A 26,193-nucleotide genomic window follows, 5' to 3' on the forward strand; every position below is an offset into this window, starting at 1 on the left:
TCCTTGAGGCTTTGCAGTCTACGACCTCGGTATTGATTGCGGAAGCTGGTGCTGGCGTGCCTGCCCGAAAACCTGACGGTGGTCACACCTCCGGCATCGAATGGCGCTGACATTGCCAAGTTTGAGAGCTTCGGCCAGCTTTGGCGCCAGCAAATGGTTACTCTCGGGTTTTGATCGATTTTCTAAGCCAACAAGGATTGGGCACTTACTCATGACAGCACAGCCGAGCCAGTCACAACACCAGTCGTCACCAGAGCACTCTCTCACGCGCGCCGCGCTGGCCGGCAAGCGCATTCTGTTGACGGGCACCACTGGATTTCTGGGCAAGGTCATACTGGAAAAGCTGATTCGGGAGGTGCCCGATCTGGGCGGGCTGGTGCTGCTGATTCGCGGCAACCGAAAATACCCCTGCGCCAAGGCCCGTTTCCACGCTGAGGTGGCCACCTCCTCTGTATTCGATCACCTGCGCGAAACCGACCCGGCACGCCTGAGCGCCTTTCTGGATAACCGCCTTCAGTGCGTGGGCGGAGAGATTACCCAGCACCGTTTTGGCCTGGAAGACGAGGCTTACGAGGCACTGGCCCAATCCGTCGACGTGATTATCAATTCAGCCGCATCCGTGAATTTCCGCGAAGCACTGGACACCGCAATCACCATCAATGCCATGTGCCTGCATAACCTCGCGGATTTTGCTGAGGACGCTGGACAGGTTCCGGTCATACAAATTTCCACCTGCTACGTGAACGGCTACAACCGCGGCAACATTGCAGAAAAGGTCTCCGCGCCGACCTCAGGCTTGATTCCCCGTGATGCCAATGGCCATTTCGCCGTGGAAAGTACCCTGGTGACGCTGCGACACAAATGCAATGACTTGAAGCGCCGCATCCAGGATCCGGAGGCCCTTGCCGAAGCCCTGACAGAACTTGGCCAGCACGAAGCCCACCGGTACGGCTGGGGCGACACTTACACGTTCACCAAATGGCTTGGCGAGCAGATTCTCCTCAATCGTTTGAAGGGTAAAACCCTTACCATCGTTCGGCCGTCCGTCATCGAAAGCTGCCTGCAAGGCCCGAAGCCCGGCTGGATTGAGGGCGTTAAAGTGACCGACGCCATCCTGCTGGCCTATGCACGGGGCAAGGTATCCCTGTTCCCCGGCCGCAAAGCCGGGGTTGTCGATATCATTCCAGCCGATCTGGTGGCCAATGCGACCATCCTGAGCGTGGCAGAAGCACTGCTGGAGCCGGGCCACTCCCGTATCTACCAGAGCTGCAGCGGCACCCAGAATCCCCTGATCGTCCGTGACTACGTGCCCACCATCTGCGGCGAAGTGAAGGACAACTGGCAAAAGTACCCGCGCCTGACCCGCAAAGGCCCCAGAAAGAACATGAAACTGGTGAACAAGCACCTGTTCGTTGCCCTGATTCAGGTACTGCGGGGCGTATTCACCGTAACGGATCGGTTGCGTTTGCGCACCGCCGGCAATAAATCGAAGACCCTTGAGGCCGTGGAGACCACCCTCAAACTGACGAAAATCTACAGCACCTACACCAGCCCCACCTACGTCTTCAGCAGTGACCGCCTGATGGCGCTGGCCGCACGGATGGGCGAAGTGGACAAGAGCCTGTTCCCAGTGGATGCAGCACTGATCGACTGGAAAGAATACTTCACGGAGATTCACGTGGCCGGTCTTAACCAATACGGGCTGGAAGATCGAAAAGTGCCGACGCCAAGCCCTGCAGAGACAACGACGGTCAGCGAAGAAGTGGCAGACACCACCCCGGCTTGATCGCAAGAGACGACACTTCCTGGAACAATAAAAAGAGCGTTAACAGAATGACCAAGGACAAATACTGGCTGATGGGCCCGGTTTATGATGCGTTGAGCTGGGTCTTTGCCGGCAACTCCATCTACAAGTGCAAGTGCAGCATGCTGGAAGACCCGTGGCTGAAGCCGGGTGACAAAGTGCTGTTCGCAGGCGTCGGGCACGGCAAAGAAGCCATCTACGCCGCCGAGCGGGGCGCCAGGGTCACCGTGGTGGACCTGTCCGAAGCCATGCTCAACAAGTTCCGGGAAGCTGTGGAAAAGACAGGCAAGAACCTGGACGTACGCATCATCCACGCCGACATCTTCAAAGTGGAAGAATTCGGCGAATACGACATGGTGACTGGCAACTTCTTCTTTAACCTGTTCCCGCGTGAGATGATTCCGGAGGTACTCGAACACCTCAAAAAGCTAGCTCGGAAAGACGGCTACATCGTCATCAGCGACTTCGCTTACCCCCAGGGCAACCCACTGGCCAAGCTGTTCAAGAACGCCTACTGGTACACCGCCATCCTGATTTTCTGGGCAACCACCGGCGCGGCCATTCACCCGGTCTATGACTACCAGCACTACATGGAACAGGCCGGACTGAAGATGCGGGACCTCAAGCACACGCCCTTCCTGGGCATCAATGCCTACACCTCCATGCTGGGGCAGCGCCTGGCCTGAGGACCGCTGCGAGGCTATTTTTTTCAGGGACGTAAATCTTCGTAAAATCCTGTAGTTTTCTGCGCCCTTTCTCGCCGGAATTAGCCGCTATCGGTCATACTCACCAGACGTGAACGTGTGCCCCGGGTGTCTATGGGATTGACCTGGATGCTCGGCCCCTCACACGTTGTTGTCACGGACTGCCTACCGACGCGTCGCCAGACGCCAAGCTTGGCATCCCCGGGCCAAGTGGGCGTCGATCGTGATCCAGTACGAACCGACTCAAAAGGACCGTCTCCGCCATTTTCGTGGGAGCAGGTTTTGCCCTGATGAACGAACTGATGAATGTGAAAGAGGCTGCCTTGAAACTAACGAAGTATCTCCGCGTGAATACCCTGCACTTACCCCTGTTCGGATTATTGGCCACCCTGACTGCCTGTGGTGGTGGCGGAAGTGGGGGTGACGATACCCCGAACTCGGCACCTATCGGCACTGTCTCAATCTCGGGTACCGTCGCGGAGCGGGAGTTACTGACAGCTTCCCATAACCTCACCGACGCCGACGGCATGGGCACAGTGACCTACCGGTGGAAGCGCGATGGCGTGGACCTGGGAGCGACCTCCAGCACCTACACACTGACCTATGAAGACGTCGATGCCCTGATTACAGTGACGGCCTCCTACACGGACGGCGCTGGCAACAAAGAGAGTGTGGACAGTGATCCCACCGTGGCCGTCGGCCGCAAGCACGACATGCTGATCGTTTTTGGCGACTACAACCTGTACAGCAACACCTCAACAGACTCCGGTGCAAGCTGGAACGGCGCCACGACTTTTGATGTCCTGGGTCTTACCAACGGAGACGTCTATCATTACGACGGTGATGGTGCTTCCGACGGCAAAGGCAACATTATCGTGGTCTGGGGCGGAGAAGCGATTCCGGGGTACGGCTCTGAGATTGATATCATCTTTAAAACGTCCAATGACGATGGCGCGACCTGGAGTGATCTGGTTGCCGTCAACAGTCTGGCAGAGACGGATTCAATTGATGACGAAGACCCCAGTATTGCCACGAACGGAGAAGGGCGCTGGATCGTTGTGTGGTCTGGGCCGAACGCCGACGGCGGCACCGGCGACGATATCCTCTATGCCATTTCTGACGATAACGGTGCCACCTGGTCCGCTCAGACGGAGCTGGCGTCAAGTGTTGAATCCTACATTGATTCCGTTCCGATGATTGCCAATGACGGTGGCGATAATTGGTTGGTCGTGTGGTACAGCGGCGATGACCTGAACGACACCATCGGCGCGGATTACGACATTCTGTACAGCTACTCCTCTGACAATGGCGAAACCTGGAGCCCTCGGGCGGCCCTGGATTCCCGTGCTGCATCCGATGGCAGCGCATCGGATGGGTGGCCCTCGCTGGCGATGGATGCCAGCGGAAACGCGATCGTTGTGTGGCAAAGTAATAATGATCTGGGCGGCACCGTCGGTACGGACAACGATATTTTTGTCGCACGCTCTTCCGACGCCGGTCACACGTGGACGACCTCGGCTGTGGTTAACGACAATGCTGCAACGGATGGCGTCGGATCAAATAGTGATAGGAGGCCTCAGGTGGCCATGGATAATGCCGGTAACGTGGTGGTCTTGTGGCAATCCGACGAGGACCTGGATGGTACGGCGGGAACGGACATTGATATCTTTGTCGCCAGCTCCAGTGACCTCGGAGCGAACTGGAGCAGCGTGGCCACTTTGAACAGCGACGCGGCTATGGATGGTGCAGACAGGGATGAATACCCCAGGATCACGACGGATCGAGACGGGAACTGGTTAGTTGTCTGGCGCGACACCCTGGCCGCCTTCAGCAGCAGCGTCAGCACCGATAACGGAAAAACCTGGAGCCCCCTGGTGAATGTGGACGAGGGCGTTATGTCCCAGGATAACTACAGCTCGATTCCCATCGTCTACTAACGGTGACTGTCAAAAAAGCCCCGATATTCTCGGGGCTTTTTTGTTGAATCTGGTTACCGCAATCTATTGGCTAATCGTTAGTGTGCCACCACAGCCTGCTAGGGCGAGGCCGCCCAGTACCAGGGACTGGCCGATGCCTGACATCCCTCTGTTCAGTTAAACAAACGTGTCCAGAGTTCCCGCACATCGAGTGATTCACTGGCGAAAATCAACATCGCCTCACCATCACTTTTCAGTGCCAACTGTGGGCTGAAATCTCCGTAATCATCTCCAAGACGATTCAATTCGGTGGCGCTCGTCCAGCCGGTGGTGGCGCGGTATCGGTTGAACCAGAGATTGCTGTTTGTGCCATCGTCATAGGACCAGACAAACAAGACATGCCCACGATCATCGATAACTAAGCTAGGCTCATCGAAGTCGGCGGCCGAGTAATCGAACGTTTCTTCCACGCCCCAGCCTGCATCCGGAGTGTAAACCCGGCTGGCAAAACCCAAAAATTTGGAAGATGGATCTTCCTTCGCCCAGATAACCATCGCTGTTCCGCTGTTGTTCATAGTCAATACCGGAGATTCGGCAGCTGGCTCATGTGTCTCCAGAAGTGCCTCGCCCTGCCAGCCGGTATTGACGTCGAAACGGTTGAACCAGAGATCGGTAGACGTCCCGTTATTGTGTACCCAGACAACAAGCGCGTTGCCACTGCCATCCATGGCGAGTTGTGGGTTGTATATGGGGTTGGAAGCGCCAGTCTCCAGGCTCTCGATCAGGGTAGCCCCGCCCCAACCTGTCTCCGCCGAAAACCGGTTCGAGTACATGCTGAACTGGGTGCCATCCTTCTGTGTCCACACGGCAATGGCGTTGCCGCTTTCGTCCACGGCAACTTCTGGTCCGTAAGCGTTATCGTCGCCAATCTCGATGGGCTCCGCGCTACCCCAGCCAACTCCCGGTTTGTATGCGTTTCCCTCAATGCTGGTAACAAGATCCATTCGCTGACCCCATATTGCTACCGCGGCACCGTCAGCGTTAAGGTCGATCGAAAAATCTCCGACCCAGTCAGCTGCAGCCCCGATGTTTTCAGGGGCTTCCCAGGTATCCGTCGCACTGATATAACGACTGGCCCACACTTCTGTGCCAGCCTCTCGCCATATAGCGATCGCATTGCCTGCCCCGTCGCTGGCCAGCTGCGGGTCTGCCCCATTAACCTCTGGATCAGTCTGCAACAGGAACGGTGTCCCCCAGCCGCCACCGGCGGTGTAGTGACTCGCCAGAACTTGCGTCTTAAACGTCGACAAATTCATTTCATACCAAACGGATATCGCTTGACCGTCATCGGAATAAGCAATCCTCGGCTTGTTCACACTGACACTGCTATCGCTTTGCACCGATTCGGCCGCAGCGCTCAGGGTGCCGTCTGCGGTAGTGAAGCTCCAGTTGTAGCTCGCGTTCAGAGGGTCGCCTGACAGGTCGGTGATGTCGGTACTGAGTGTCGCTGAATAGGTGGTCAACATAGCCAGCGCTTCAGCGGGCGTGAAGGTTGCCGTGTTGGTCAGCGCATCAAAGGTGACCGTGCCATCAATCGGAGAGTCCGACGCCAGAGTAAAGCTGGTGTCCGATACCGTTGTGGCAAACACGTCTTTGTTGAAGGTGGCCGTTACCGGGGCTGAACGGTTGGCTTCTGACGCATCGCTGGCCGGTGAGGTGGCAACTACCGCAATGCCTGCATCCGAAGATGCGCCTTCCTGGTCACCGCCATCGCTACTTCCGCCACCACAACCGGCCAGTGCAAAAACCACGACCGAGCCGAGAACAAGAGACTGCTTCATACCTTCCAATCCTCTGATAAAACTTATGAACGGCACTTACTGACGGATGGTCACCGTGCCGCCACTTTGAATATCGCTGGTTTCCAGCATCACCGGCATGCCATCGGCGGTTCTGGCCACTTCCACATTCGCCAGGCTGACGGTGAAGGACTTCTCCACCGTCGTATTTCCTGTGTTGCTGGTATTGGCCGGCGAGTCGCCGGAGCCACCGCCCCCACAACCCACGAGTGCGAGTGCCAGGCCGGTGATCGTCAGAGCGGTTTTAACGTTGTTCATGAATGTGTCTCCCTCAGAACTCATAGGTCACCAGGAAGCGGGTCTCGCCCACCGGCAGTGGCCAGGCTTCGGTCAGTGTCAGCGTGAGCAGGCCGCCGGCCAGTTCGAACGTGCTTTCTTCCTGCAGCTCATCGGCATCGGCGATGCCGTCCTGGTTATCGTCCCGATACAGCCGAACTTGAGCGATATCGTTGGCCGGGTCCAGATCGCCGCCGGCGGCCAGGGTAAAGGAGCGCACCTCGTTGCCGGTTTCAGTGCTGGTCAGGGCGAAGGCCAGGACCACCTGTTCGCCATCTCCAGAGGTGAAGGTCATGGTCGGAGTTTGAGAGCCATCGGATTCAGTGCTGGCGATGCTGATCTGGTCCACCGCATCCATGACCCCGTTGTTGTCATCATCGGTGTCGGCGTTGTCGCCAATGGAATCGCCGTCAGCGTCGGCCCATTCGGTATCATCCAGCGGGAAGGCATCGGCGCCATCGTCCACACCGTCATTGTCATCATCGGTGTCAGCGTTATTGCCGATGGTGTCACCGTCGGTGTCCACGGATTCGTCCGGATCGTTCGGGAAGGCATCGGCGTTGTCGCCCACGCCGTCGTCGTCCGTGTCGGCGATCTCGGTCGGGTCAAACGGGAAGGCATCGTCTGGATCTGCCGTACCATCGGCATCAAAGTCACCGAAGGGGTCGTACTCGATGGCGCCGATGTCCAGCTCTTTGTAGAGCGGGCCGTCCGGATGGTCCGGGTTGTAGATACCGTCAATGCGCTCGTTGCCGAGGAAGTCGAGGGTGTGACCGTCCGGATCACCCATAAAGCCGGCGTCGATGGTGGCGCTGCCAGGCACCGGGCGGAAGTCGTTGTAGTCGGGGTCGGCCAGGTACACCCAGCCAGAGGAGGTGACGCCGCAGGCGCTGTCTTCCACCCAGCTGTATTCCCGTCGGGTCCAGGTGGTGACCTCGCAGGAAGCCGTCCCGGTTGAGCCATGAAGGATCAGGCTGTTGTACAGATCAGCCGTCCCTTCGCCCTGTACACGGAGCGAGCCGCCCGGGTGATCCACCACGGTGCTGCTGAACAGCTGCAGGCGGCCGTCGGCCATGTCGATGGCCGGGAAGTCGCCCGAGGTCCGGGCCAGCACGCTGTTCTCCAGCGTATAGCTGCCGAGTTCTGAGCCAAGGGCCGGTGCGGTATTGTCCACCATCAATGAGAATTCGATGAGTGCCCAGCGGCCATTGGCAATGTTCACCGCGCTGCCAGCGCCAACCAGGTTGTTCGGGTCCAGATCCAGGCTGGCGTAATCGATAGACCCACCGGTCAGCGTCAGACCGGACAGATGCAGGAACTGGGTACCCGGCAGGTGCTCGGGCATCACCACCCGGAACAGCTCGCCGGTGCCATTGCCGTCAATGGTGACCGCACGGTTGCCGTCGATCTTCATGCCCTTGGTGACCAGCAGAGGGCTTTCCAGTGTGATGGTCATGGGCCCGTCGAAGCTGATCACGTTCAGGTCCGAGAACTGATCGTTGGCACACAGGTTGGCCATGGCCTCGCGCAGGGTACCGGCGCCACTGTCGGCGTTGCTGGTGACGGTGATGGCGGTGCTGGTACAGGCCACAAACGGCGCTTCGTCGGCGGCGTTGTCCACGCCGTCGCCATCGATATCCAGATCATCGCCATCGTGGGTGCCGTCACCATCGGTGTCGGCCCAGTCGCGGTTCAGCTCATCGTTGGGGCTGGGGTCTTCGCCGTCGAGGAAGGCATCACCATCGGTATTGCTGTCCAGCGGGTCGGTGATGAAACCGTCCTCGCCCAGGGTGGTCTCTTCGATGTCGCTCAGGCCGTCGTTGTCGTCATCGGTATCGGTGTTGTTGCCAATGCCGTCGCCGTCGGTGTCCAGCCACTCGGTTGGGTCGAACGGGAAGGCATCGAAGCCATCGGCTTTGTTATCACCGTCGTCGTCCCAGTCCTGGCTATTGGCCACACCGTCACCATCGAAATCATCATCGTACGTGAGGTGGGCTGAGCAGACGGTTTCGCCGAAGACTTCCAGCGTGGCTGGCGTGACGCAGTAGCGAATATCCGTGCCGACGGCCATGGCGCCTTCAAAGGTATTCTCGGTCGCACCCGTAATGTCCACCCAACTGCCACCGCTCACGCGGCTTTGCCACTGGTGAGTGCTAACGGGCTGGTTGTCATTGGCATCGTAGAAACTGTAGGAACCGGCGAGAATGTCGCCGCTGATGGGCACCGGCTGCAGAGACAGAATCTTCACATCGGTTGCTACCGGGGCGACAGAAACCTGATACCACTTGGAGCAGTTCTCCTCATTGCCGGGGGTCATACAAAAAGCCAGCCACTGCCCCTGGTCCGCGAAGGTGGCCTGGTAGCCAAACTCGTTGCTCGCGACGGTGATGGGGTTGCTGCCGTCGGCACTATCCGAGCGCACCCAGCGGTAATCGGTGGCTTCCACGCCCCAGGGCACATTGGCGAACAGGTAGTCGTCCGGTCGCAACAGGCCTGTCAGCGGTGCGGCTTTGGGTAAAATCCGGGTTGCCTGCCAATATGCGTTATTTTTGGAGTGAGGTAGTAAAAAGAAGCCCAGGTGATAACTGGAGTAGTCGTCTTCTGCTCCGTGATATTTTTCGGTTCCGTGGTAGCCAATCGTGCTGGCCTGGATCTGCCAGATGTCCCAGTTGTGGGCATCTGGGAACCATTGAGCGTTCATTACCAAATTCGAAAGGCCTCTCCGCATTACGCCATAGCGAATCTGGTCCGGAAGATCGTAATTCAGGTAGCTGGCAAGCCGGTCGGCTGCCCACGCAGGCGGCTGGATGCGTTGCTGCCAGGTCTGTGAGTCGACTAATGACCAGTCGGCATCACTAAATATCTTCTGACTGATGCTGGTGCCGTCAAGGAAGAACGCGTGCGAACCAGCATCAGAACTATAGGTGGCATTGGTATCATTTACATCCGACATCCAGTGGGCGATTTCCCAGGCCAGATTGTCGCCCCCCAGAATAGTGGGGTCAGTCACTGCAAAATCGGTACAGGCGGTGGAGACACCGTCAAACAGGCAGGTATCGTAGTGATTGACGGTAAGCCACAGGTACCAGTAAGACCGGGGAATAAAAAGGTCCCAGCCCCGGGCCACGTTAATATTGGCGTGCATGCGCGCCAGCGCACCCCGGATTTTTCCGCCGGTGTACTGATTGTCAGGAGCAAGCAGCGAGGTAGCCACCTCGTCACGCCAGTAATCAAAATGGGGATGAGACTCACTCCCCCACTCGGCGTCTTCCTTGTCCATCCAGTAGCTTCGCACCAGCTGCATGGGCTCGAAGTCAGCGTCCACATAAGGCAGGCGGGGGGTGTTGAAGAGGCCCCGGCTGAAGGTATCCACCGGTGGCGTCATAAACACACAGAAATCATCGACATTGTCGTCCGCGCCGCAGCCGGACTTGTTCAGCAGCGGGCTGGTTGCAGCACCGTGGTAGCGGTTGTGGAAATAGCTCAAATCCGCCACGAATGGGGCGCCATGGCGGATGCTGATGCCGATCCGCTCAATCTGGAAGCCCCGATCCATGCTGGTGACGTTGCCCAATACCATGAAGCCCACACGGCCGGCGAGCACCTTGCCAGAGGCGGCAGCCTCGGTATCGGCATCCTGCATCAGGCGCAGGGTCAGGCTGCTGAAGCTGTCAGAGCCGTTTACCAGAGTGGCTCCCATATACAGGGAACCGGCGGAAACGCCGTTGAAATTGCCCTCGCTCAGACGCTTCAACAGCGGCCGCTGCAGCTGCACCACGGTGGTGGCGTCGGTAAAGCTGGCCCCGAGCTCAAAGCTCTTGCCGGCAAAGTCGGTGTCTTTCAGTTCGGTGGAAGAGACCAGCAGTACACGGCCGTCGGCCAGTCGGTGCCAGCCTTCCTCGGCGACAAAGTAATCGACGGTGACGCCTTCCAGATCCGCGTCCTCAAAGCCTGGCGTGGTGCGCACCACAAATTTAAAGGTGTTGCCCTTCATCAGCGGCGCCAGCGGAACCACCGATACGCCAGCTGTGACCGAGGGGTCGCGCACCTGCAGGAAAATCGCCGGGCGGTAGTAAGCCCGTTCGGTGATCACATCCTCGATGGTATTGCCAGAACCGATGGTAAAGGACCCCACTTCGCCGGGTATCCCCAGCAGCGCCGGCTCACCGTCAATCTCAATGGCCCTGGCCACCACGTTGCTGGTGGCGTTGCCATCGCTGCCAACGTAGGCCCATTGGTTGCTGCCGTTTTCCACCACGAAGCCAGGCATGGCCGGGTTGAGTGCCTGGGCGAAAATGCGCTTGTCGCCCGTGATGTGAGCACCCGCGTCGGCCGGAGTGCTGGAGAGCAAACCGCCAAGTCCGTAGGAGGTGATAGAGGATGCGTGGGCGAACGTGGTCATCACCATGCCCAGAACGAGCAGGCTGAAGGCCTTCCCTGACTGCAACTTCATACTTCGTTTCCTTCCTTCCAAGCCTCTGATCAACAGAGTAGGTTGCGCTTACTGACGGATGGTCACCGTGCCGCCACTTTGAATATCGCTGGTTTCCAGCATCACCGGCATGCCATCGGCGGTTCTGGCCACTTCCACATTCGCCAGGCTGACGGTGAAGGACTTCTCCACCGTCGTATTTCCTGTGTTGCTGGTGTTGGCAGACGAGTCGCCGGAGCCACCTCCACCAGACTGCTGCAACAGGAGGCAAGTATTTTCACAAGTGGGTACCGCGTAGTAGGCCTCTCATTGTGCTTTAAAAGGCGACATGATTCCCGTCATGCCCGGAATTACTGTGAAGCGCGTCACCCCTGAGTGCCTGAAACCTTTGATGCAAATGAGTGATCTCAGGTTCACCAATTGCCCCCCAATGACTGAATACGGTTGTCGCGCTAAGCTTCCATGCATGCCAGTGCAACGAGGAATGTCGCCCCATGGCCCGGAGCCAATCGCCAGCCAGCCTGACTGACGTGCTGAATCTTCTCCGGGCAAACACCCGGGGCCAGCAACAGGTTTCCATCGGCGATGTGCTGGATGCCGTGGGGCAGCGGTCGTTCGGGCCAGTGGTGTTGATCGCTGGCCTGCTGACCCTGGCGCCACTGGTTGGCGACCTGCCCGGTGTCCCTACCCTGCTCGGGCTTCTGGTACTGCTGACGCTCGTTCAACTGCCGTTTCAACAACAGAGCATCTGGATTCCCTCCCATCTATCCCGGCGCAAAATTGAGCGACATAAACTGACAAAGGGTCTGGACTGGATTGAAAAGCCGGCTCGCTTCATTGATCGCTGGACCAGCCAGCGACTGACATGGCTGGTGCGCGGGCCCGGCCGCTATCTGACGGCACTGATCTGCATGCTGGTTGCGGCTGCCTTGCCGGCCATGGAACTGGTGCCCTTCAGCGCCAATGGCGGCGGACTGGCGCTGACGCTTTTCGGTATCGCCCTGGTGGCCGACGATGGCCTGTTTGCCCTGCTCGGTATTCTGTTTACCGGCGGAACTCTGTGGATGGTTATTTCCGGCCTAATGGGTCTGTGAGACCAGCAAGGCAACCCGGGATCAGCGACGGCTGTCCTGAAGGAATCCGTTCAGGGCTGTAATACCTTCCGAGACGATCGCTTCGGTTTCGGGCTGATGCTGCCCATAGCGAGTGAGACGAACGGCATACCACAGCAGGCTCAGGTATCGGTATACCACCCGCCCATGCTGAAGCCGCTCCAGATCAGGGGCCGTCACCGGCCGCCGTAAATAGCCTTCCAGAAACCGGGATTGCTGGTTTTCATCCAGGCAGTGTTCTTCGACAATCAACGCAATATCGAAGAAGGGATCCCCCATGGCGGCGTATTCCCAGTCGATGGCCCAGAGCGTCTCCGGCCCACTCAGTACCAGATTCCCGGCAACCAGATCATTGTGGCAAAGCGTCCGTTTTTCGCAGAGCGCTTCGGCAGCAGCAAGGTGATCACTCACCCTGTCTCCGAGGCTGAGCAGGTCACCATAAACAGCGGCAGCAGGATCGATAGCCTGCCAGTAAGTGTCGGCTTTGTCCTGGCACTGGAGATGTGCCCGAACGGCAGGCAAGGCATGGATGTCTGCGGTGAGGTCGGCCAGCAAGTCCAGGTGCCTGGGGTCATCCGGCTGGCAGGTGTCGCCTTCGATAAATTCAGTGACCAGGTAACGATGCTGCGGATCGTTATGAACCACAGGCGCACACAGCTCGGCTCTGGTGGCACGGCCCAGCGCCTCGGCTTCTGCTGCACGGTCGATATCGAGAGCAGCGCTGTCACGGGTATTGAGGCGCAGTACCAGCCGACGGTCGCCAGCAGCCAGCAAGTAACTGCGGTTGGTCAGCCCGCCGGGCAGCGGGCGGATCACCCGGGGTTCGGGTGTGCTCCAGGTTGGCCAGTCTGCTGGCACAATGTCAGTTGAAGGCTGGGGCATGGCATCGCTTCAGGCAGAAATTCGAGGGTTACCGGCGCCCGGGAACAAAACGGAAGCCCGGGATCACGCCTTCTGGATTCTGCCTGAATGACTCAGGGAAGCACAGCAAACGGCTTAAAGCCGAAACCACCTTTGCTTGATGGCTTCGTAGTCGTCGTGAGAGATGAGGCCTTCCCTGGATAGCCGGCGCATTTCTGCGACGGCCAGCGGAATGCGCCCCTTGCCTTCGGGCAACTGATTCTGTCCCCGGAGAATGCCTTTGCACAATGCATCGACAAACGCGGTGACGTGCGCCTCATCATTGGTGAGCGCATCCACCCTGAACAGGACCACATCGCTGTTCAGCGCGGTGAACTCAAAGTAGTGGTTCCGCCAGCGCCACGCCAGCAACATCAGCACGAGCGCCAGTACGACCGGCGCCAGCAACCAGACTGGCGATGACGGCACCAGCGAGTAGATGGCAGCGGGAATCGTCAGCAGGCAGGCGGCCGCGAACCACAGTTTGAGCTGGTAGTTCTTCACTTCCCGGGGCTGTGGCTCCACAAATGTCAGGTCCAGAACCGTCTCAGGCAGTTCTTTCTTGCGGCGGTGGGTCGTGATGGCGAGGTAATGCCCGTTGAAACGCCGGAACAGGGTGCTGGTTTTCTTCCGCAGAAAGGTCTGCCGGAATTTGCCTTCTACTCGCCATTCTTCCCGGGGGGGAATTTCCCAGCCCTGACGCTGAAGGTCAAAGCTGGGGAGATTCAGGGAGTCCAGATTGATGGTATCTGCCTGCTCCGTCGCAACGTTCACTGTGTCTTTCCTTCCTAATCTTACGGCGTCGGGAACTCGAATTTGTCCGGCTCGTTGTACATGTGGGCCCCGGAATCCAGCCACTCGGCAATCAGACGCAGTTCGGCATCGGTCAGCATGCCTTTGTGGCTCTGACGGATTGCCGCGGTTTCCGAGGTTTCCACTTCGTACGCATCGTCATCCGGATCGTTGTCGAACAGGCTGAAGAAGCGGGCGCTGGCGATGGCGCCGCGGGCACTCATCAGACGACGGGTAAAGCAAATGCCCGGCTCCGGCAGTATGGTCAAATCCCCATCCACACCTTCCGGACACTCGGTGGCCAGGTTGGTCTCGTCCACCTCGACCCAGTCTCCGGTTGAGGTTTCCCGCAGATAGTAGTCTGCCTCGAACAGTTCGACATAGGATTCGATAAAGCGCGGATCCCAGGAAGCATTGTTGCGACCAAGCCGAAGTCCGTTGCTGGCGCCACTGGAGCCACCACCTGCTGCGCAGGATTTAGTTTCTGCAGCCCGGTGGCAGTTCTGGCAGGAGTTGACGGAACCGTCGTTCGGATTGGTGCGGCACACCTCCCAGATCGGCTGGATGTGCTCCAGATAGTTGATGGTGGCCTTGCAGTCCGGTGTCCAATCGGTCAAGCACGACGGGTCATTCACCGGTGCCGGAGTATCCAGCTCTGCATAGGTGTTCTGGAACGCCAGGGAGTCATCGGGCGGATTGCTCCAGTAATCTTCATACCTCTGGGTGTCCGCTCCCGTAGAGACCAGAGTACCCAGGGAATTTACCAGCGCCTCGGCCATGGTGTCCTTCCAGTTCGCCGCCAGGATCTGCGGGTTAGCGTTCGGGAACGGCATGGCGTCGCCCGGTGCACCCGGGTTGGCGGATGCCAGTTCGACATCGGTCCGTGCGTGTGGAATGTCGATCTCAGGATCGTGACAGCCGTAGCACTTCAACACCTGGCCATTTTCCAACAGCAGGGACTGGGGATGCTGGATCAGATAGTTGTAGTTGTAGTTGTCTTCGGCAATCAGGTTCACCCGCTTGCCATACTTGTTGACCACTTCGAAGGTAAAGCTGGTATCCGCCGGCACCTTGACCATGGCTGAGCCGTCTGGCTCTACCATGGAGTAAGACAGCACATCGTACAGGGCACGCTTATTGTCAGTACCCAACAGAGGCCACAGGTACAGATTCTCACGAACACCGTCATTCGGGTTGTAGGTCTCGTCGGCAAGGATGGCCTGTTCCAGTTCAGGTGGAATCTCACGCTTGCCCAGTACGCGGATGAAGCGCTCGGAACGATCGTCCGGACGGGTCAATGAAGGATCACGACGGGTTTCGATACCGCCATCGAACTGCTCGGCCATGTCCGCACCGTCCAGATCGTAGATGCTGCGAATACTGAACACGGCGGTGTTTTCTTCCAGATTCAGATTGTGCTTGTCGCCGGTGTAGGGGCGGGCCAATTCGTTTTCATCCGCGATAACCACGTCGGTGTACAGGGCACGCTTGTAGCTGCGGACCACCGGCAAGCGGGTGTTCTGGTTCGGATCCAGCATCCAGATGCCGTACTGAGGCGCACTGAGGTTGTCTACGGTGGACGAGCCTTCACACACGTCAGTGATCGCATCTTGCTTGGTCAGACACTGGGACCAGCTGGCCAGCAGTCGACCAGAGCCATCACCGTAAGGAGCCACGGCACTGTACCAGCCGGACGGAGACACCTGGTTGGGGTAGAAGTTGACCACCCCCGGAGTCATGGACTCTTCTGCTTCGCCCACTACGCTGTCGGCAACCGGCTGGCCGACCGCGAAGAAATTCTGGCTGTTGATGGTGACCACATCACCGCCGTAAATCGGGTTGTAGACGTGGCGCATCACAGTCAGCAGGTTTCCGTCATCCAGCGGGATCGGATCCATGTAGTGGATGAACGAGGCATCGCTGAACTCTTCATTGAGGCTACCGAAATAGCGGTGCACATTACCGCCGCTCGGGGTAATGCGGTAGAGACTGAGCACGTCTTCGACAAAGACACGCTCACCGGTATCACCCTCCAGAGACAGTACGCACTTATCCTGTTCGTTCCACTCTTTGGGCTCTTCCAGACCGGACGGGAAGCTGCTGCCATTACCCTGACCAAAGCCGTTACCATTGGTCTGCTGGTTGAAGTCCGGGTCGTCAATGTCGGCGGTGGTGCAGTCCTCGAGGGTTTCGTAGATACGGCCAAAACGAATGAAGACGATCTGTCCGTCATTCATCGTGCTTGGCTCGATATCGTGGTATGCGCCGAAGGTAATCTGAATCAGGTCGCTGCCATCAGGCTTGACCGAGTGCAGCAGGGATGCCGGTTCGCTGAAGTCTTCCAGGTATTCGCGAAGATCCAGCAGGCGCCAGTCACCCCGGGCATGTTGCCGGGAGGACGAGAAAATAATGGTGCCTTCGTTGGTGTAGGCCGGGTTGGTGTCATGGCCCAGGTTGGCCAGATCGTCGTCCGCAAGGATACGACGGACCTTTCCGGTGGCGAAGGTGTATTCGTAGATATTCCAGCTGCTGTGGGCGGCGTTACCGGCCGGGCCATGGGCGGCAAAGACCATTCGCTCGCCATCCGGCGATACGTCCAAGTCCTTGACGTCATAACCACTGCTGCCGAAGTAACGGGTCAGCACATCGCGCTCTTCCGAGCTGAGCGCGATGCGGTCACGGACCATCAGCTGGGCACCCGGCTCGAAAGCATAGGGTGCGCGCGGGTCGAGGGGCGGTCGCTCATTGGCCGAAGACACTTCTCCCATCTCCGGATAGTCTCTCACCACATAGGCGAAAGGCTGATCCGCAAGGATATCCTGGTCATTACTGCTCAGCTCGCCCTCAAAGCAACCGCTCAGGCTTACCGATACCAGCCCGGCCAGCATCAGGCTGCTGACCTTACGTTGAATTGTCTTCATGATTCTCATCCCCTACTACCCGCACTACCGGGAACGTAAAGACCAGACGCTCAGCCTGGTCTTTCGGTTCCGTTATCCAGGCATAAAGTCAAACTTGTAATTCACCGGCGTTGCCGCGACATCCTCCGGACCGAAGGAAATCATCTGGATACGGGCCAGCAGTTTCAGCTCCAGCTTCTTGTCGCCCAGCTGACTTTCCACCAGCTTGATGCTGGAGATGCTGCCACTGGGTTCGATCACGATATGGAACACGAACTTGCCTTTCAGGCTCGGATCGCTACGCAATGCACGGTTATACAGGGCGTAAATCGCACCTTTGTGTTGCTCGAATACACGACGGATGGATTCCATGTCGCGACCACCAGCCACGGTGGAGCTCTTGGAACCGCCGCCCGTACCGCCGCCTCCGGCACCGGTGCCGCCGCCGATCGGGCTTTCAACTGCGGTTGAACTGTGTGCCGCCAGCTGGGTACCGCTGCCGGAGTCGTTCATCACCGAGCTGCTCACGCCGCCACTGGTCTTGGTGGCCGAGGATGCACCCAGAACTGAACGTGCGGCCTTGGCGGCTGCCCCGGTCTTCACGTTGGTGTTCTTGGCCTGCAACTTGGCCACATCCAATGAACTGCGCAGTGACGCCAGTTCATTGGAGAACGCGGCGACGCCCATCTTGGAAACCTTTTCCCTGGCCTTTTTCACTTCTTTGGCCGGGGCCGGTTTCGGAGCCGCTTCCTTTTTCTGGGCTTCAGGCTTGGCCTCTTCCTGCTTGACCGGTTCGGGCGGCGGCGGTGGCGGAGCCACCTTGCGCTGCTCGATCAACACCTTGGCCAGGCTCGGAGGTACGCGCTCTTTTTCCTCCCGCTCGATTTCCGGCAGGGGCAGCCAGGGAAACACGACCAGGAGCAGGAGAAGCAGCAGCAAGGCGCGCTTGAGTATGCGTTTGAAGCGGCTGTCTTCTTCACCAGTTGCATCCCAGGGCAGCTCGAAGTCGTACGGTTGTGCTGTTATTGCTGTCATTCTTTCCCTCCGTCAGGCGCCGCTGGAACCGGAAACCCGGGACACAGCCATGGAGAGATCCCGGTAATCTGCCTTGGCACAGGTCAGCATCACCCGCTTCAGGAGCTCGTACGGAATTTCCTGGTCACCCAGAATGGTCACCGCCCGGCCGAGTGATGTCTCACGCTCGGTCAGCTCGGTGCGCTTAGCGGCCTGGAAGCGCAGCTCTTCCATCAACCCGTCGATCAGTCCGTTGGACGCAACCACCTCCTCGATGGTCGCCACGGGTCGACCGTCCACCAGGATGTCCTCCTCGGTGATGGTGACCACGGTGGTCTCCTTCGGACGCTCTTCCGCCGTGGAGTCCGGCAGTTCGACGTCGTTCACCTTCAGGATCTCGTTGCTGCCGGAGTTCAGCAGCAGGAAGAACACCAGGATGGTGAAGATGTCCATCAGGGACACCAGGTTCAGCTTGGCCGGCTTTGGAAACAGTTCGCGGTTACCCCGCAGGCCAAAGGATGTCAGTCGCTGGCTCATGACTTACCTCCCTTCTTCGGGGCATCACCCAGGGAGATGTCCGGGAACAGCTCGACTTCAACAGCCTCAGCCACGACCACGGTCTTGGCGGAACGAACAGTATCCATGGTGGAGACCAGGGACTGATAGCTCACGCCCGGCTCAGACATCAACAGAACGTCTTTCTTGGCGATGTTCTTGGCGTTCAGGCGGCGTTTGATTTCCTGCAGGACTTCCGACAGCTGATTGAAGTCGTGACGGGCGTCCTTCTCGTCGGTGGCTTCCTTCTTGGCAATGGTTTTCACCAGGTTGCCACTGGGGTAGTACACCTCGATGCCCGACTCGCGAATCACCACTTCCAGTTGCCGGTTTTCTTCGGCACTGGCGGTCTGCGCCCCGGTCAGGTCCGGCAGGTTGAGCTCTAGAATGGAGATATGGTTGAACACCATACTCATCAGCAGGACCGGCACCAGTACGATCATGAGGTTCATGAACGCCGTGATGTCGATATCCGCCTCTTCCATTTCTCTTCGTTTGGAAAACATAACGAATTACCTGCTGCGATCAGGCGTCGCTTTCACGGGTGTTAACGAGGTTCCGGTTGTTACGGACGATGGTGTTCAGTGCCTTCACGCCGGCCATTTCGATGCTCTCGACGATTTCCAGGGTCTTGTTCTGCAGCAGAGAGTGGATCAGCAGCAGCGGAATCGCAGCAATCAGACCGAATGCGGTGGTGTTCATGGCTACCGAGATGGACTGGGACAGCAGTGTGGCCTTATCCGCCGGATCGGCGTTGGCAACCGCGGTAAACGCAGCGATCAGACCGATGATGGTACCCAGCAGCCCCAGCAGGGTGGATACGTTGGCCAGGATCGACAGATAGTTGGTGCGCTTGGACAGACGGGGGATGTTTTCCATCACACCTTCCTGCATGGCGGCGTGGATGTCGTCACGACGGGGCGAGGAGCGCATGGTGTCGATAGCCACGGCGATCAGGCGGCCAATGGCAGAGCTGTTATCCTGGGCCACTTTTTCAGCCTCGTCGAACTTGTGTTCCTTCATCAGGGGCAGCAGCTCACCATAGGCACTCTTGTTGGCCATGTAAGCGCGCTTGAGGAAGAACCAGCGCTCAACGGCAATGGCGAGGCCGATCATCAGCACCAGCGCGATCGGGAACATGAACGCGCCACCTTCCTGGAAGAAAGAAACAATGCTTGTGTAAAAATTCATCTTGCTACTCCACACACGTCGCTAAAACGAGTTATTCGGTTTGGTTATTGGTTTACTTGGTCGAGCCGTCTGGCGCTTCCAGTGAAAGTTCGTCGTAGAACTTCATGGTTCTTGAGTGAATGTCCCGGTCCACTACCTCAAACACCCGGCCTGAGACCGAAGTGATTGATCGGTAGAGCCGCTCGGGTCCTTCCGGTGGCTTCCATGGAATGAAATAACTGACCGACGGCTGCTCTTTGTCCCCGACAAAGGTGCTCTCCAGGTCAATACCTTCCTGTCCCCAGACGCCTGATGAGGCGGCCAGTGCGGCAGTGAAAGCGAGGAAACGAAAACGGACGTTGGCCATAGTGTTCTCCTACCCTTTCTCTTCCACAGGTTCTTCATTGGGTGCCGCATCCGCTGCGACCGGTTCGCCATCGTTGCCTTCGGCGGCCGGTTCCTGCTTGTTCGGCGGAATATCGATGAAGCTGGTTTCAATGCCGGTTCGGCGACGAATCTCGATCAGCCAGTCCGCCACCTGCGGGTGGTCTCCCTTCACCAGGAACTCGTACGCCTCGAAGTGCGGCTGAGCATTCACCGGCTGGTTCATGTACAGGTCGTACAGAATCGCCAGGTTCAGGTGCGCCTCGGGAAAATCCTTCCACAGTTTCAGTGCCGACACGTAGGTGTCCCGCGATGCCTCGAAGTCGCCGTTACGACGCTGGAGCAAGGCCAGCGACAGATAGGCGTTGACGTTCTCCGTGTTCACCTCGATCGCCGTGCGATAGGACTTCTCCGCCCGCTCCAGGCGTTCGCCAATTTCCGCCAACTCACCCAGCTTGACCCAGGGGCCAGACAGCTCCGGGTAATCCCGGGTGATGGCTTCGAAGGCCTTGCGAGCCATGCGGTTCTGTTCCTCCGCCATCAGCTTGCTGGCCGCCTGGAACCGGGCCACCGCTTCCGGTGCTACCGGAACGGACGCCTGGATGTAGGGGTTGGGTTCCGATTCATAGTCAATTTTGTTGCCGGCCACGTCATAGGCCTGCCGCGGCAGGTACTGGTGGCTGGGAGCCTCGCCCTGAACCTCCGGCACGACCACCGGGGCGGTTTCCACCACGGTTTTCTCCGGCGCTTCCTGGGTCGGCTTGGGGCCGGTCATGGTGCCGAGCCCGGCACAACCGGACAGCAGGATCACCGACATGAGTGCGCCTGTGCGCAAGGGCTTAACGAATACCATCGCCATACGCCACCTGTACTTCTTGCTTGTCGAATCGAGCCGGATTCAGCTTGGCCATGGCGCCAAAGCTCCGCTCGATCCAGGGATTGAATTGCCCGCCCCAGGAACGGTCGATGTTGGCCTGGTGGACCTCGATCGCCAGATCCTCGAAGGGGATCGCCTGCTCTTCCAGGATCAGCTCGTACTGCATGGCTTCCAGCTCGCTCAGACCCTTGGGCCGCGGCGCATCCATCAGCTCCCGGGCAAACTGGCCGTAGAGATCGGCAATATTGAACGTCGCCCGGCTGGTCTGCCCCTGCACCGCGTATTCGGCCGCCTTGTTGTAACGGTCCAGCGCGTTCTTCAGCTTCTCGTTCTTGCGCGGAATGCTTTTCTGCAGGGGATGACGCAGACGAACCCGGTCAAACTCGATGCGCCAGTAATCGCCGTACTCGTTGTTGGCCCAGGCCGCCAGCCACGCGGAGCGGCCGGTTTGCCAGTCTTCCGGTGCCTTGTTGTGGCCATCGATGACCCGGCGCAGCCAGTACAGATGACGATTCAGGTCATCCATGCGCTTGTACAGGTAGGCCACGTGATAGCGGGCTTCCATTCGGGTATCGAACGGCTCTTCATAGTCGAAGGCCCATTTCTTGAAGTACGCCAGCGCCTGCTCGTCTTCGCCGGACTTCTCGTACAGTTCGGCCGACAGGAACAGGGCATCGCGACGGATATCTGCACGCTTGTCGTTGCGATAGATCCATTCGTATTCACGGGCCGCGTTCAGCCACTGCTCATCCTGTTCGTAGGCCCAGGCAATCTTGTTGGGCAGATCAGTTGCCAGCTTGTGGTTCGGGAACAGCTTGCGCAGCTCCTTCATTTCAGCCAGCGCCGGGTCCCAGTTTTCCAGGGTCAGCAGGTGGGTGGCGGCATCGAACTGGGCAATCACCCGAACCTCAGTGTTCGGCGCCACCGCCTTGATTCGAAGGAACTCGTCGACGGCACCGGCCATGTCGCCGGCCGCCAGTTTCTGCTCGCCCTGCTTGTAGATGGTGACCGCCATGCGCTCGGTGACTTCGGCGTACTGCTTGTCCGTGGTGTCGATGTAGCGCAACTGGTTGCGGTAGCCTTCTTCGGCGTCAGCCAGATTACCCAGCTCGTACTGGCTGTGCGCAATGACGCCCCAAGCCGTGCGGTTCAGCTCGCGGTCCACATCGCCGGCGCGGCTGACAATGGAGGTGGCCACTTCCAGGGCCTTCTCGTAACGACCCAGAGCGAAGAGTTCTTCCGAGGTCTTGGCCAGCACCGAACCGGAACGCTCGTCATCCCGGTAGGTCTGGACGAACTGCAACTGGCTGTCGACGCCCTTGCTGCGCCACTGGCGAAGCTGCTCGGAACTCTCGCCCACCGTCGCTTTCAGGCGATCCGCCTCTTTCTGGTAGGCGATGATGGCCGCGTAGCCGGCGTCGGGGCCGTACTTGGGATGCTTGAACTCGTAAGCACTGCGCTCGTAATGGGTGATGGCCGTCGGGTAGTCTTCCCCGTCGAAGGCGGCTTCGGCGCGCATGTAGACCATTTCCGGGATGCGCGGATCGTTCGGGAAGGTCTGCTCGTACTCGCCATAGAACTCCGACGCTTTCAGGAAGCTGGTGCGCTTTTCAGCCTCGGAGGCTACGCTCTTCGCTGCCGCCACCGTGCCATCCGCCAGCTCACGCTTCAGACGCTGACCGGTCGCGTGGTAATGGCGTGCCAGTTCGTCGATGTAGACCTTGAGATTTGGAATGACCTTGGCTTTCACGTCCGCCGGCTTGGTGTTCCAGAACTCTGAACGGATGCCGTAGTTGCGCACGTAGCTCTCTTTTTCCGGCAGCACCTGCTGGTTGAACTCGCCGTCCACATAGGCACGGATCATGTCCGCATGCATTTCCGGCGCCCGTTCGGAATCCGGGTTTTGCATAACGAAGGCGCGGAACGACTGGGCGGAATCTTCATACCGCTCTTTTTCCAGGTAGTGCTTACCCAGGCTGGAATACAGGATCCAGGTGTACTTGGCCGCCTCCGGACGATTGGCAAACATGCTGTCGATCTTCGCCGCACCACCGGCGTAGGCCAGCCCCACGCTCATGATCCGCAGGGTGTCATCCACCAGCGAGCGGTTCACGTTATCCAGCTTTTCCACCTTGCCGTCGTCCGGCACCAGCCGGTCCAGCACCTTGGAGAAGTTCATCAGGCTGTTGTCGTAGTCAGACAATTTGTACTGCGCCCAGCCCAGCAGGTAGTAGGAGTTGTTCAGGAACGTGGACTCCTGCCCCAGCGCGACCACCGCCTTGTAGGCTTTTTCCGCCTGCCCGTACTCTTCATGACGGAAATGGATATCCCCCTTCCGGAAGTACACCTCGGCCAGTCGACCGGAATGAGGGTGATCCTCGATGAACTGTTCCAGAACGGTCTTGGCTTCCTGATCCCGGCCATCCAGGTCGTAGGCCTTGGCCAGCTGGTACATGGCTTCCGCGTTCTGCTTGGAATCCGGGTAGCGCTTGAGGAGTTCGTTGTACGCGGCAATCGCGTCCGGGAAATAACCGTTCTCGCCCGGCAGCAAACCCAGCAGCTGGTTGTAGTCGCCCTCGAGCATGTACACACTGGCAATGCGGCGCTCAATCAGCTCACGGAGCTTCTGGTCCTCGATGGTTTTCAGAAGGTCCCGGTATTCTTCGCGCACGTCTTCGTGCATCACCCGCGGCAGGGGAATATCCGCCAGCGGTTCATAGTCCTTCTGCAGCTTGCCGATTGTGGTGCCGTCGTTAAAGCTGGCGCAGCCGCCCACCAGAAGACTCAGGAGAAGTACCTTAGATCGCATGGTCACCCTCCTCTTCGGACTGGGCAGACACGGCAGGCTCAGCATCGGTATCGTCGCTTTCCGCCGGGCCATCCAGGTACTGCAGGGAGCGGTCCAGAATACGCACCTTGGCCAACTGCGCCTCCACCTGGTATTGCTTCAGGCGCTCTTCGTGGATATCCAGTTCGGTGCCCACCAGGTTCAGCATCACATCCTCAAGATGGGCAATCAGGCCATCGGTCTGAGTCATCTGCTCATCCACCTGGGACATCATGCGGCTGACCGCCATGCTGAACTGGTCACCTTCTGACACTGAATGGGCGCTGCGGAGGGCTTCGAGCATTTGCTCACCGCGGGCGATATCAAACGCCAGGTCTTCCATCTGCCACTGCAGTTTTTCCTTCGCCACCTCTGGCTGGCCGGTGACCCGGCTGGCCAGGTTCTGGTAGCTCTGGCGGGCCTCTTCCAGATAACGGGTCAGACGGGCCACACCCTGCTTATGGCTTTCGCCGTCGAGGCTGCCGTCACGGGCGGCCAGAATCACTTCGAAGTCGTCACGACGCTCCTGCCAGCGCTCCAGATTGTTGCGAATGGCGTACAGGTCCCGGAGGTCCTTCAGGACGGACTGGAAGGCGTGGTCTGACATCAGATCCACCAGAAAGGGCGACAGATGGTTCACCGACACCGACGGCGCGGAACCAAACCAGTCGCTCTCACCCAGTACCTGATCCAGATTGCGGACGAACAGCTCAAGCACGTCCGCCCCTTTCAGGGAAGTTCGGGCTTTTTGCAGCCATTCGAGGGCATCTCGAAATTTCTGATCGGCGTCGATAAAACCCTGGGCTGCGCGACCATTCAGGCCCATCTGCTCATAGACGTGGGGCTGGAGCAGAATGGCTTCCTGAACTTCCGGCAGGGCGATGGAACGGTCGGTCAGCACATCCAGAGGGCCCAGCGCATCCCGGAACGCACCGTCGTTAATGGCCATCCAGCTGGCGCCCAGCAGGCCCCGGTTGGAGTAGGCGCCACTGGTGCTGATCAGCGACAGCTGCAGACTGGCATTGGCCTGGTCATTCTGACCGGCGTAAAGGTAGGACAGCGCCATGCGCGCCCGGTCTGACAGGCGACGCAGCTCTTCCGTGTCATCGTTCAGTTCGATGACTTTCTCAAGCGCCGAGATCGCACGCCCGGTTTCCTGCTGGCCGCCATAGGCAATCGCCAGGTTGAAGTAGAAGTAAGGCGCAAAGGGGCTGTCATCGTCGATGGTATCGGCGACCGACTCACCCGCAGAGAAGTAACCCAGCTTCACGTTTACCAGAGCCGCCAGGTAACGATACTCATCGTCCACGGCAGCCGGCAGACCACCCTGGACGCGCGCCAGGTTACGGGCCGCATCGTCCACATCGCCACGCAGGTACTGCATCTTGCCCAGGTAGAACCAGGCCCGGTTACGGGTTTCTTCATCCAGGTTCTCGCGGGCAACACGGTTAAAAATGTTTTCAGCCTGGGAATCCAGGCCGTAGGACAGGCTGATCCCGCCCTTCAGCAATTCCGGGTAGGTGCCGTGGTTGACGATGCCACCGTGCTCTTCGGCCCAGGCGTATTCCACCAGCGCCTCGAAATAGTTCTGCTGGTAGAACTCAAACAGGATGGCGCCGTATTTCAGGTCCTGCACACTGGTCACCGGCGCAGCCACACTGGCCGGCAGGCACATGGAACCAATCACGATGCCGGCAATGGCTTGCCTGAAGGACTGTTGAGCGGCGCGCACTAGCTTCATCACTTACCACTCCCGAATGGCAAATTCAGGCTGCTGACGGGCCTCGGAGTCGGCGATGCTCAACTCCACGTACTTCGGCCCCTGCCCTTTGGTGAAACGCAGACTGCTGCCACGCTTGTATTCGCGACCATTCGGACCCTGACCGATGAAGAACGCAGACAGCGTATGCTCCCCGGCACTGACGTTACCCAGGTGCAAACGGTGCATGCCGCCCTTGGCCAGCGCGGTACGCTCTTCTTCGCTGTACAGGTAGGAGGCCACGGTTTCGTTATTCAGGCGCAATTCCACACCCTCAAGACGGAAGAACTCGCCCACGTCCAAAGACAGGAACACGTGAAACCGGGTATTGGCCGGGAACAGCAGATCTTCCTCAAGCACGCGGAGATCCTTGTTCAGGGTCACCACAGACTGCTTCAGATCCTGAATTTCCCGCGACAGGTCGTTAACGGCACGCTGGGCGCGCTCGCGGCTCTCGCGCACGGACATCGGCGTTTCCAGAATCTGTTCAAGCGGTGCAGCCGACTTGGCCGCCTGCTCACCGTCCACGACGGACGATTCGGCCTCACTGGCGCTTGCCTGGCCACTCAACAAGGTGCACAGGGCCATCGCCAGGAGCGCGATCAACCCGCTTGTGTTCATTTTTTTCGGTCTGCTCGCAGACCCCTGCATTTGTAAACTCACCATCCTGCTCCCATGACAGCCCGCGTCCGGGCGGCACCGGTCAATAGCATTGAATATTCCGGGAAATAACCTTTGAGATACCGATTCTGCCCAGGGACTCTTGCGGTCCGACTTCTTCTTTGAGCCATCGACTTTGTTGGAATCGTTTCATTCGTAAAATTCTGCAAAATACGCTATCACATCTTCCTTGACGCTAAGGAGACATATTTCGCGTCAATTTTTCATTCTGTGACTGTCTTCCCGAAACGC

The 26,193-nt window shown here is 58.7% G+C and carries 20 protein-coding genes; 4 read left to right on the plus strand and 16 right to left on the minus strand.

The window, feature by feature from the left end:
- Positions 1-211: 211 nt before the first annotated feature.
- The 3 genes from K8I84_RS09820 to K8I84_RS09830 all read left to right on the plus strand — a co-directional run bounded on the left by K8I84_RS09820 (position 212) and on the right by K8I84_RS09830 (position 4,445).
- Positions 212-1,786 (plus strand): fatty acyl-CoA reductase, encoded by a 1,575-nt coding sequence (locus K8I84_RS09820; RefSeq protein ID WP_223794581.1) that lies wholly within the window; start codon positions 212-214, stop codon positions 1,784-1,786.
- A 47-nt stretch (positions 1,787-1,833) separates the two neighbouring features.
- Entirely contained in the window at positions 1,834-2,490 is a 657-nt protein-coding gene (locus tag K8I84_RS09825; RefSeq protein ID WP_223794582.1) for a class I SAM-dependent methyltransferase, read from the plus strand.
- Between the two features lie 308 nt (positions 2,491-2,798).
- Positions 2,799-4,445, plus strand: a complete 1,647-nt coding sequence (locus K8I84_RS09830; protein ID WP_223794583.1) for a sialidase family protein — start codon at positions 2,799-2,801, stop codon at positions 4,443-4,445.
- A 152-nt stretch (positions 4,446-4,597) separates the two neighbouring features.
- Here the strand turns inward: K8I84_RS09830 and K8I84_RS09835 are convergent, their stop codons facing one another.
- The 4 genes from K8I84_RS09835 to K8I84_RS16930 are packed head-to-tail and all read right to left on the minus strand — an operon-like array spanning position 4,598 to position 11,183.
- Positions 4,598-6,265 carry an Ig-like domain-containing protein gene (locus K8I84_RS09835; protein WP_223794584.1) on the minus strand — a complete coding sequence of 556 codons (1,668 nt, stop codon included), beginning with the start codon at positions 6,263-6,265 and terminating at the stop codon, positions 4,598-4,600.
- Positions 6,266-6,301: 36 nt separating this feature from the next.
- The gene (locus K8I84_RS09840; RefSeq protein WP_223794585.1) at positions 6,302-6,541 is read right to left on the minus strand and encodes a hypothetical protein; all 240 of its coding nucleotides are present in this window, start codon (positions 6,539-6,541) and stop codon (positions 6,302-6,304) included.
- 13 nt (positions 6,542-6,554) lie between these two features.
- Positions 6,555-11,012, minus strand: a complete 4,458-nt coding sequence (locus tag K8I84_RS09845; RefSeq protein ID WP_223794586.1) for a hypothetical protein — start codon at positions 11,010-11,012, stop codon at positions 6,555-6,557.
- Between the two features lie 48 nt (positions 11,013-11,060).
- A complete protein-coding gene (locus K8I84_RS16930) occupies positions 11,061-11,183 on the minus strand; it encodes a hypothetical protein (RefSeq protein WP_263283077.1) in 123 nt (40 codons plus the stop codon).
- Between the two features lie 302 nt (positions 11,184-11,485).
- Here K8I84_RS16930 and K8I84_RS09850 point away from each other — a divergent pair, with 302 nt between their 5' ends.
- Complete coding sequence (locus K8I84_RS09850) at positions 11,486-12,085, plus strand: exopolysaccharide biosynthesis protein (RefSeq protein WP_223794587.1); 600 nt, start codon at positions 11,486-11,488, stop codon at positions 12,083-12,085.
- Positions 12,086-12,106: 21 nt separating this feature from the next.
- Here K8I84_RS09850 and K8I84_RS09855 read toward each other — a convergent pair whose 3' ends face one another.
- From K8I84_RS09855 to K8I84_RS09910, 12 genes are all read right to left on the minus strand, one after another.
- Entirely contained in the window at positions 12,107-12,985 is an 879-nt protein-coding gene (locus K8I84_RS09855) for a choline/ethanolamine kinase family protein (protein WP_223794588.1), read from the minus strand.
- 114 nt (positions 12,986-13,099) lie between these two features.
- Positions 13,100-13,777 carry a hypothetical protein gene (locus K8I84_RS09860; RefSeq protein ID WP_223794589.1) on the minus strand — a complete coding sequence of 226 codons (678 nt, stop codon included), beginning with the start codon at positions 13,775-13,777 and terminating at the stop codon, positions 13,100-13,102.
- A 20-nt stretch (positions 13,778-13,797) separates the two neighbouring features.
- Positions 13,798-16,716, minus strand: a complete 2,919-nt coding sequence (locus tag K8I84_RS09865; protein ID WP_223794590.1) for a hypothetical protein — start codon at positions 16,714-16,716, stop codon at positions 13,798-13,800.
- A 72-nt stretch (positions 16,717-16,788) separates the two neighbouring features.
- On the minus strand, positions 16,789-17,730 hold the full coding sequence (locus tag K8I84_RS09870; RefSeq protein ID WP_223794591.1) for an AgmX/PglI C-terminal domain-containing protein: 942 nt from the start codon (positions 17,728-17,730) through the stop codon (positions 16,789-16,791).
- Positions 17,731-17,742: 12 nt separating this feature from the next.
- Positions 17,743-18,246 (minus strand): ExbD/TolR family protein, encoded by a 504-nt coding sequence (locus K8I84_RS09875; RefSeq protein WP_223794592.1) that lies wholly within the window; start codon positions 18,244-18,246, stop codon positions 17,743-17,745.
- Complete coding sequence (locus tag K8I84_RS09880; RefSeq protein ID WP_223794593.1) at positions 18,243-18,770, minus strand: ExbD/TolR family protein; 528 nt, start codon at positions 18,768-18,770, stop codon at positions 18,243-18,245. The genes K8I84_RS09875 and K8I84_RS09880 overlap by 4 nt, the downstream gene beginning before the upstream one ends.
- A gap of 19 nt (positions 18,771-18,789) precedes the next feature.
- Complete coding sequence (locus K8I84_RS09885) at positions 18,790-19,455, minus strand: MotA/TolQ/ExbB proton channel family protein (protein WP_223794594.1); 666 nt, start codon at positions 19,453-19,455, stop codon at positions 18,790-18,792.
- A 52-nt stretch (positions 19,456-19,507) separates the two neighbouring features.
- A complete protein-coding gene (locus K8I84_RS09890) occupies positions 19,508-19,801 on the minus strand; it encodes a hypothetical protein (protein WP_223794595.1) in 294 nt (97 codons plus the stop codon).
- 9 nt (positions 19,802-19,810) lie between these two features.
- Positions 19,811-20,677: a tetratricopeptide repeat protein gene (locus tag K8I84_RS09895; protein WP_223794596.1), complete on the minus strand. Its 867-nt coding sequence runs from the start codon at positions 20,675-20,677 to the stop codon at positions 19,811-19,813.
- Positions 20,658-23,504 (minus strand): tetratricopeptide repeat protein, encoded by a 2,847-nt coding sequence (locus K8I84_RS09900; protein WP_223794597.1) that lies wholly within the window; start codon positions 23,502-23,504, stop codon positions 20,658-20,660. The genes K8I84_RS09895 and K8I84_RS09900 overlap by 20 nt, the downstream gene beginning before the upstream one ends.
- Entirely contained in the window at positions 23,494-25,266 is a 1,773-nt protein-coding gene (locus tag K8I84_RS09905) for a tetratricopeptide repeat protein (RefSeq protein WP_223794598.1), read from the minus strand. The genes K8I84_RS09900 and K8I84_RS09905 overlap by 11 nt, the downstream gene beginning before the upstream one ends.
- Positions 25,267-25,902, minus strand: a complete 636-nt coding sequence (locus K8I84_RS09910) for a hypothetical protein (RefSeq protein ID WP_223794599.1) — start codon at positions 25,900-25,902, stop codon at positions 25,267-25,269.
- Between the last annotated feature and the right edge of the window lie 291 nt (positions 25,903-26,193).

This window comes from Marinobacter sp. F4216 (genome assembly GCF_019931195.1).
Taxonomy (GTDB): Bacteria; Pseudomonadota; Gammaproteobacteria; order Pseudomonadales; family Oleiphilaceae; genus Marinobacter; species Marinobacter suaedae.

What these genes read in the sequence shown, in the direction of transcription:
- K8I84_RS09820 (WP_223794581.1), top strand. Translation starts at nt 212, where the DNA reads ATGACAGCACAGCCGAGCCAGTCACAACACCAGTCGTCACCAGAGCAC.
- K8I84_RS09895 (WP_223794596.1), bottom strand. Translation starts at nt 20,677, where the DNA reads ATGGCGATGGTATTCGTTAAGCCCTTGCGCACAGGCGCACTCATGTCG.
- K8I84_RS09855 (WP_223794588.1), bottom strand. Translation starts at nt 12,985, where the DNA reads ATGCCCCAGCCTTCAACTGACATTGTGCCAGCAGACTGGCCAACCTGG.
- K8I84_RS09865 (WP_223794590.1), bottom strand. Translation starts at nt 16,716, where the DNA reads ATGAAGACAATTCAACGTAAGGTCAGCAGCCTGATGCTGGCCGGGCTG.
- K8I84_RS09885 (WP_223794594.1), bottom strand. Translation starts at nt 19,455, where the DNA reads ATGAATTTTTACACAAGCATTGTTTCTTTCTTCCAGGAAGGTGGCGCG.
- K8I84_RS09910 (WP_223794599.1), bottom strand. Translation starts at nt 25,902, where the DNA reads ATGAACACAAGCGGGTTGATCGCGCTCCTGGCGATGGCCCTGTGCACC.
- K8I84_RS09830 (WP_223794583.1), top strand. Translation starts at nt 2,799, where the DNA reads ATGAACGAACTGATGAATGTGAAAGAGGCTGCCTTGAAACTAACGAAG.
- K8I84_RS09880 (WP_223794593.1), bottom strand. Translation starts at nt 18,770, where the DNA reads ATGTTTTCCAAACGAAGAGAAATGGAAGAGGCGGATATCGACATCACG.
- K8I84_RS09890 (WP_223794595.1), bottom strand. Translation starts at nt 19,801, where the DNA reads ATGGCCAACGTCCGTTTTCGTTTCCTCGCTTTCACTGCCGCACTGGCC.
- K8I84_RS09900 (WP_223794597.1), bottom strand. Translation starts at nt 23,504, where the DNA reads ATGCGATCTAAGGTACTTCTCCTGAGTCTTCTGGTGGGCGGCTGCGCC.
- K8I84_RS09850 (WP_223794587.1), top strand. Translation starts at nt 11,486, where the DNA reads ATGGCCCGGAGCCAATCGCCAGCCAGCCTGACTGACGTGCTGAATCTT.
- K8I84_RS09835 (WP_223794584.1), bottom strand. Translation starts at nt 6,265, where the DNA reads ATGAAGCAGTCTCTTGTTCTCGGCTCGGTCGTGGTTTTTGCACTGGCC.
- K8I84_RS09845 (WP_223794586.1), bottom strand. Translation starts at nt 11,012, where the DNA reads ATGAAGTTGCAGTCAGGGAAGGCCTTCAGCCTGCTCGTTCTGGGCATG.
- K8I84_RS09875 (WP_223794592.1), bottom strand. Translation starts at nt 18,246, where the DNA reads ATGAGCCAGCGACTGACATCCTTTGGCCTGCGGGGTAACCGCGAACTG.
- K8I84_RS09825 (WP_223794582.1), top strand. Translation starts at nt 1,834, where the DNA reads ATGACCAAGGACAAATACTGGCTGATGGGCCCGGTTTATGATGCGTTG.
- K8I84_RS09840 (WP_223794585.1), bottom strand. Translation starts at nt 6,541, where the DNA reads ATGAACAACGTTAAAACCGCTCTGACGATCACCGGCCTGGCACTCGCA.
- K8I84_RS09870 (WP_223794591.1), bottom strand. Translation starts at nt 17,730, where the DNA reads ATGACAGCAATAACAGCACAACCGTACGACTTCGAGCTGCCCTGGGAT.